General features: G+C 70.8%; 4 protein-coding genes. 2 read left to right on the top strand and 2 right to left on the bottom strand.

Features of this window, described 5'->3' with window-relative positions; translation table 11 throughout:
• The coding region (locus GUI43_RS32980; protein WP_112700690.1) for a DUF4349 domain-containing protein at positions 1-825 on the top strand (825 nt) is incomplete at its 5' end.
• Here GUI43_RS32980 and GUI43_RS32975 read toward each other — a convergent pair.
• Positions 782-2,041 carry an amidohydrolase gene (locus tag GUI43_RS32975; RefSeq protein WP_112601945.1) on the bottom strand — a complete coding sequence of 420 codons (1,260 nt, stop codon included), beginning with the start codon at positions 2,039-2,041 and terminating at the stop codon, positions 782-784. The two genes, GUI43_RS32980 and GUI43_RS32975, sit on opposite strands and share 44 nt — an antisense overlap.
• A 457-nt stretch (positions 2,042-2,498) precedes the next feature.
• Positions 2,499-4,082 (bottom strand): acyl-CoA mutase large subunit family protein, encoded by a 1,584-nt coding sequence (locus GUI43_RS32970; RefSeq protein WP_112700688.1) that lies wholly within the window; start codon positions 4,080-4,082, stop codon positions 2,499-2,501.
• A 206-nt stretch (positions 4,083-4,288) separates the two neighbouring features.
• Here GUI43_RS32970 and GUI43_RS32965 point away from each other — a divergent pair, with 206 nt between their 5' ends.
• On the top strand, positions 4,289-6,355 hold the full coding sequence (locus GUI43_RS32965; protein WP_112700686.1) for a serine/threonine-protein kinase: 2,067 nt from the start codon (positions 4,289-4,291) through the stop codon (positions 6,353-6,355).
• Positions 6,356-6,464 lie beyond the last annotated feature (109 nt).

Below are 6,464 nucleotides of genomic sequence, written 5' to 3'. Positions count from 1 at the left end.
ACGGCGGCCGAGGCGCCAGCCGCCAACGGCGGCGAGGCGGGCCGGGACGCCGCCGCGGGCGCGCCGGAGGGTGCCGGCGCCGGCGCACCGGACCTACGGGTCGACCAGCGGGCGATCATCTACACCGGAAGGATGCGGGTGCAGGTGGACGATGTGGACTCCGCCGCCCGCGAGGCCACCGCCGTGGCCACCCAGGCCGGCGGTTTCGTCGGCGGCGACCAGCGGCGCAGTGCCGACGCCGACGCGGTGGCGGAGTTGGAGCTGCGGGTGCCGGCGGCGAAGTTCAACGGCGTGGTGGAGGAGATCGCCAAGCTCGGTCGGCAGCAGAGCCGGCAGATCGACACCCAGGACGTCACCGAGGAGACCGTCGACCTGGAGGCCAGGATCACCAGTCAGCGGGCCCGGGTGGAGAGCGCCCGCCGGTTGCTGTCCCGGGCCACCTCGATCACCGACCTGGTGTCGCTGGAGAACGAGTTGGGTCGCCGGGAGGCCGACCTGGCCTCGCTGGAGGCCAAGAAGCGACGCCTGGCCGACCTGACCGCCCTCTCCACGATCACCGTGTCGCTGGCGGGGCCGGCGGCCAAGGACACCGAGGAGGAGGCCGAGACCGGCTTCCTGGTCGGGCTCAGGGGCGGCTGGAAGGCCTTCGTCGTCTCGATGACCGTCCTGCTCACGGTGCTGGGCGCGTTGCTGCCCTGGCTGGTGGCGCTCGGCGTACCGCTGGTGGCGCTGCTGGTGGTGCTGCGCCGACGACGTAAGTCCCCGGCTCTGGTCGCGCCGGTCAGCGCGCCGCCGCCAGTGCCCGCAACGCGGTCTGCACCATGACGCGGACGCCGACCGCGATGGACCGCTCGTCCACGTCGAAGCTCGCCCGGTGCAGGTCGACGTTGGGGCCGGAGCGCCCCACGCCGAGCCGGGCGAGGGCGCCGGGGACGTACTCCAGATACCAGGAGAAGTCCTCGCCGCCCATGCTCTGCGGTGTCTCGGCGATCCCGTCCGGGCCGAGGGCGGCGGCGGTGGCGGCGGTCAGCACCTGGATGGCGCGGGCGTCGTTGCACACCGGCGGCCGGCCGCGCAGGTATTCCAGGTCGACAGTGGCGCCGGTCGGCGCGATCACGTCCCGCACCACCTGAGCGACGATCTTGGGAGCCTGCTCCCAGGTGTCGCGGTCCATCACCCGGAGGGTGCCGGAGGCGCTCGCCTCGGACGGGATGACGTTGTAGCGGGTGCCGGCCGAGGCGTGGCCGAAGACCAGCAGCAGGCCGCTGTTGGCCGGCACCCGACGACTGACCAGGGCCGGCACCTCGGTGATCAGCCGACCGAGCGCGTCGACCATGTCGACGGTCAGGTGCGGGCGGGCGGTGTGCCCTCCCGGGCCGGAGAGTCGGACAGTCACGTTGTCGGCGGCCGCGGTGATCGGGCCGACCCGCAGGCCGACCTGGCCCACCGGCAGGTTCGGGTCGCAGTGCAGCGCGAAGATCTGCACCACGTCGTCCAGGCCGCCGGCCTCGATGACCTCCAGCGAACCGCAGGGCAGGATCTCCTCGGCCGGCTGGAAGATGAGCCGGACCCGGCCGTCCAGCTCACCGAGGTCGGCGAGCTGGGCCAGCAGCATGCCGACGCCGAGCAGGACCGTGGTGTGCACGTCGTGCCCGCAGGCGTGGCAGACGCCCTCCACTGTCGACCGGTACGGGACGTCCTTGGGATCGTCCAGCGGCAGGGCGTCGATGTCGGCGCGCAGCGCCACGACCGGGCCGTCCGGCCGTCCGTTGACGTCGCAGATCACGCCGTTGCCCTTGGGCAGCAGACGCGGGTTCAGCCCGGCCAGCGACAGCTCCCGGGCGATCAGCGCGGCCGTCTCGAACTCGTTGCCGGAAAGCTCCGGGTGCGAGTGGAGGTGACGGCGCGTAGCGATCAGCCCCGGTACCCGGAGCGCGAGAAGGTGGTCCAGCTCGCGGGGCAGGGGCTGGGATCCCGGTGGCGTCTCCGGCCAGGACGACGCCAGCTGGCCGCTTGTGGGCAGCGTCAACGCACTCGTCACGTCGAATTCTCGATCACTAGGAATGGATGGATCATCGGGGACAGCAGACAGCCTAGACCTCCGACGGTGACGCTGCGCAACCTCGTTACGGTGATGATCGGACCGCACAGAGTCACGTATGCCCTGCTGGGGGCGCTCGTCAAGGCGGGGGACAGCAGGTAGATCACGGTCAAACGCCGTCATCAGCCCCTCACCTCCTACAACGCGTAACCGATCGCGGCGGTCACGAATCCCGGCGCCAGTCGGAGACCCGTTGCCAAATTGTCGCATTAGTCGGGGTGATGAACTGACACTCCGACAATTAGCCGACCACACACCGCAACGAGCCGGATAAGGACGCTCACACGCACCCACCCACCGTGGGCGCACAGGGTGTGCGTCCCGGCTCAACCGACCGGATACCCGCTGAGAGCACCGGACACACCGCACCCCGAGGCCGCAGTCGCCCGCCTGACGCTCAGAATCGGTCGGTGGGTCGGTACAACCCCCAGACCTCACGCAACGTCCCGCAGACCTCACCCACTGTCGCCCGGGCCCGCAGCGCCTCCTTCATCGGGTACAACACGTTCTCCGCGCCCTCGGCAGCGGCCCGAAGATCGGCGAGCGCGCTCGTCACCGCGTCGGCGTCCCGCTCGGAGCGCAGCCGGGCCAGCCGGTCGGCCTGGGCCGCCTCGATCGTCGGGTCGACCCGCAGTGGCTCGTACGGCTCCTCCTCGTCCACGGTGAACCGGTTGAGCCCGACCACCACCCGTTCCCCCGAGTCGATCTCCTGGGCGATCCGGTACGCGGACTGCTCGATCTCCCGCTTCTGGAACCCGGCCTCGATCGCGTCCACCGCCGAGCCGTGGTCGGCCACCCGCTCCATCAACTCGACGGCGGCGGCCTCGATCTCGGCGGTCATCGCCTCCACCACGTACGACCCGGCGAACGGGTCGACGGTGGCGGTGAGGTCCGTCTCATAGGCCAGCACCTGCTGGGTACGCAGCGCGAGCCGGGCCGCCTTCTCGGTGGGCAGCGCGATCGCCTCGTCGAAGCTGTTGGTGTGCAGCGACTGTGTGCCACCGAGCACGGCACCCAGACCCTGCACCGCCACCCGAACCAGGTTCACCTCCGGCTGCTGGGCGGTGAGCTGCACGCCAGCGGTCTGGGTGTGGAACCGCAGCATCATCGACTTCGGATCCTTGGCGCCGAAGTCGTCCCGCATCAACCGGGCCCAGATCCGCCGGGCGGCGCGGAACTTCGCCACCTCCTCCAGCAGCGTGGTGCGGGCCACGAAGAAGAACGACAGCCGGGGCGCGAAGTCGTCGACGGCGAGCCCGGCGGCCAGCGCCGCCCGTACGTACTCCACCCCGTTGGCCAGCGTGAACGCGATCTCCTGCGCGGGCGTCGCGCCGGCCTCCGCCATGTGGTAGCCGGAGATGGAGATGGTGTTCCACTTCGGCACCTCGCTGCGGCAGTACGCGAACGTGTCGGCCACCAGGCGCAGCGACGGCTTCGGCGGGAAGATGTACGTCCCCCGGGCGATGTACTCCTTGAGGATGTCGTTCTGGATGGTGCCGTTGAGCGCCGTGCCCGGCACCCCGTTCTCCTCGGCGACGAGTTGATAGAGCAGCAGCAGCACCGAGCCGGGCGCGTTGATGGTCATCGAGGTGGACACCTTGTCCAGTGGGATGTCGGCGAAGAGCAGCCGCATGTCCTCGATGGAGTCGATCGCGACACCCACCTTGCCGACCTCGCCGTGCGCGATCGGCTCATCCGAGTCGTAGCCCATCTGGGTCGGCAGGTCGAACGCGACCGAGAGGCCCATCGTGCCGGCCCGCAACAACTGATGGTACCGCGCGTTGGACTCGGTGGCGGTGCCGAAGCCGGCGTACTGGCGCATGGTCCACGGGCGGGAGGTGTACATGGTGGGGTAGACACCCCGGGTGTACGGAAACTCGCCCGGGCTGCCGAGCCGGGAGTCCAGGTCCTCCGGAAGGTCGGCCTCGGTGTAGACGCCGTTGATCGGGAAACCGGACTCACTTGACCGCCGTTGGTTCATCCCCGGATGGTAGGACGCCTGGCCACGTCATCGGGTGAGGGATACCGCACAGTGCGTCCCGACCGGTCGACACCAGGTGAACGACAGGGCACGTTCTGTCGACTTCGATAAACGTCCGCCGCGTCGGCTTTCGCATCGGGCGTCGGAACCAGCAAGATAGGGGGGTTGTGTCCCAGCCCCCCTCGATTTCCCCCGGTGGCTTTTCTGTGACTCAGATCCCGACGTGGAGCGGCGGACCAGTTAGTCCCGCCAACGGACGAGCGGCGCCCGGCACCACCATTGGTGGCCGGTACTCGCTGCGGTCCTCGGTGGGCAACGGCGGCATGGGCACGGTGTGGCGCGCCACAGACACCCTGCTGCGCCGTGACGTGGCGGTGAAGGAGGTCGTCCTGCCCCCGGGGCTGGCCCCCAGCGACCGCGACGCGATGTACGAACGCACCCTGCGCGAGGCCCGCGCCGCCGCCGCCATCCAGCACCCCGCTGTGGTGCAGGTGTACGACGTGGTCACCGAGGCCGGTCGGCCGTGGATCGTGATGGAGCTGCTGGACGCCCGCAGCCTCGCCGACATGGTGATCGAGGACGGGCCGGTCGCGCCCCGCGCCGTCGCCAAGATCGGCATCGCGCTGCTCGGCGCCTTGGAGGTCGCGCACGCGATCGGCGTGCTGCACCGCGACGTCAAACCCGCGAACGTGCTGATCTGCACCGACGGGCGCTGCGTGCTGACCGACTTCGGGGTCGCCCGGATGCCCACCGACGTGCAGCTCACCACCCCCGGCATGGTGCTCGGGTCGCCGCACTTCATCTCACCCGAGCGGGCCATGGGCCAGGAGTTCGGCCCGCCCAGTGACCTCTTCTCGCTGGGTGTGACGCTCTACACCGCTGTCGAGGGGCGGCCCCCGTTCGACAAGGGCGACCCGATCGAGACCATGCATGCGGTCGTCGAGGACCCGCCGGCTCCGCCGCAGCGCAGCGGCCCGCTGACCCGGGTGCTGATGGGTCTGCTCGAGAAGGACCCGGCACGCCGACTCGACGTGCACACCTCCCGGGCCATGCTGCGCGAGTTGCTCGCCGGTCCGCTGGGCAGCACGGCGACGGCTGTGCACTCGGTCACCGACCCGTACGCAGTGGTGCCGGTGCAGCAGCGCCCCATCCCCGTCCTCCCGCCGGTCCAGCCGGAGCCGAAGCCGGACAGCCAGATCGGTGGCAAGGCGATGCTGGCCCCGGGTGAGTCCCTGACCGACCGGCTGGCCTCGCTGCGCCGGGGCGAGCGCCCGCAGGCAGCTCCAGCGGCCGGCACCACCGGTGGGCTGGACGAGACCAGCGCCGACGCGTTGGCCGGCCCGCTGCACACGCCGACCGGCGCGATGCCGACTCCCGGCCGACCTGCGGCCGGGCGCACCTACGGCGGCAACGCGGACGCCACCCAGCGGGTGGACGCCGGCGGGCACCCCGACGCCACCCAGCGGGTCAGCTACGGCAGCCCGGCCGATGCCACCCAGCAGGTCGGGTACGGCGGCGCGGCACCGGAGGCCACCCAGCGCGTCGGCGGCACCTACGGCGGCGGCAACCAGTGGTCGGTGCCGGGCACCGGCCAGCCCTGGGCCACCGCGCCCGCCGCTTCGGGCGGCAGCGCGCTGGACAAGGTCCGGGCCACCGGTGGTCAGCTCGTCACCACTGTCAAGGGCTGGCCGCGCAAGGTGCAGCTCGCCGCGGCCGGCGGGTTGGTCGTCGTGCTGCTGATCACCGCGGTGGCGCTCTCCGGCGGCGACGACACACCGCCGAGCACCCCGGCCGCACAGCCCACCACGTCCGCCCCGGCGGCCCCCACTGTCGAGATGCAGGAGCACACCGCCCGCGGAATCCAGGTCATGGTGCCGAAGGGCTGGAAGAAGGCCACCGGCGGCTCGTACACCGACTACATCGACCCGGAGGACGACGGTCGCAAGATCCGGGTCCTCACCGAGAAGTGGACCGGGACGCCCACCCGCTGGGCGGAGAGCGCGCAAAACTTCCTCCGCACCAAGAGCACCAACTGTAAGAAGCCGTACGAGCAGGTGGCCATCGCCGAGCAGCAGTTGGCGGGCAGCCCGGGCGTCGAATTCGAGTACACCTGCGGCTCCGGTGGCGAGATGCGCCACGGGGTGTGGCGCGCGGTCGTCAAGGACGGCAAGTCGTACTCGTTCTACCTCTCCGCCACCGAGGACGTGTTCGCCGAGAGCAAGCCGATCTTCGACGAGATGGTGAAGACGTTCCAGCTCACCGGGAACGGCTGAGCCGGAGGGAACCCACAGGGGTGATCCGTCGCCGTGCTATCAAGGGGCATGGCGGCGGACACCACTGACATCGACGACATTCGCGAGCAAGCCCGGCGTTGGCTGGCCG

It is taken from the genome of Micromonospora noduli, from assembly GCF_003264365.1.
Lineage (GTDB): Bacteria > Actinomycetota > Actinomycetes > Mycobacteriales > Micromonosporaceae > Micromonospora > Micromonospora noduli.
Note: the sequence above shows the minus strand (reverse complement) of the source record. Positions and strands in the feature narration are given on the sequence as shown.

Bases quoted from the DNA above. Each gene is read 5' to 3' on its own strand.
- GUI43_RS32970 (WP_112700688.1), bottom strand. From the start codon at position 4,082: ATGAACCAACGGCGGTCAAGTGAGTCCGGTTTCCCGATCAACGGCGTC.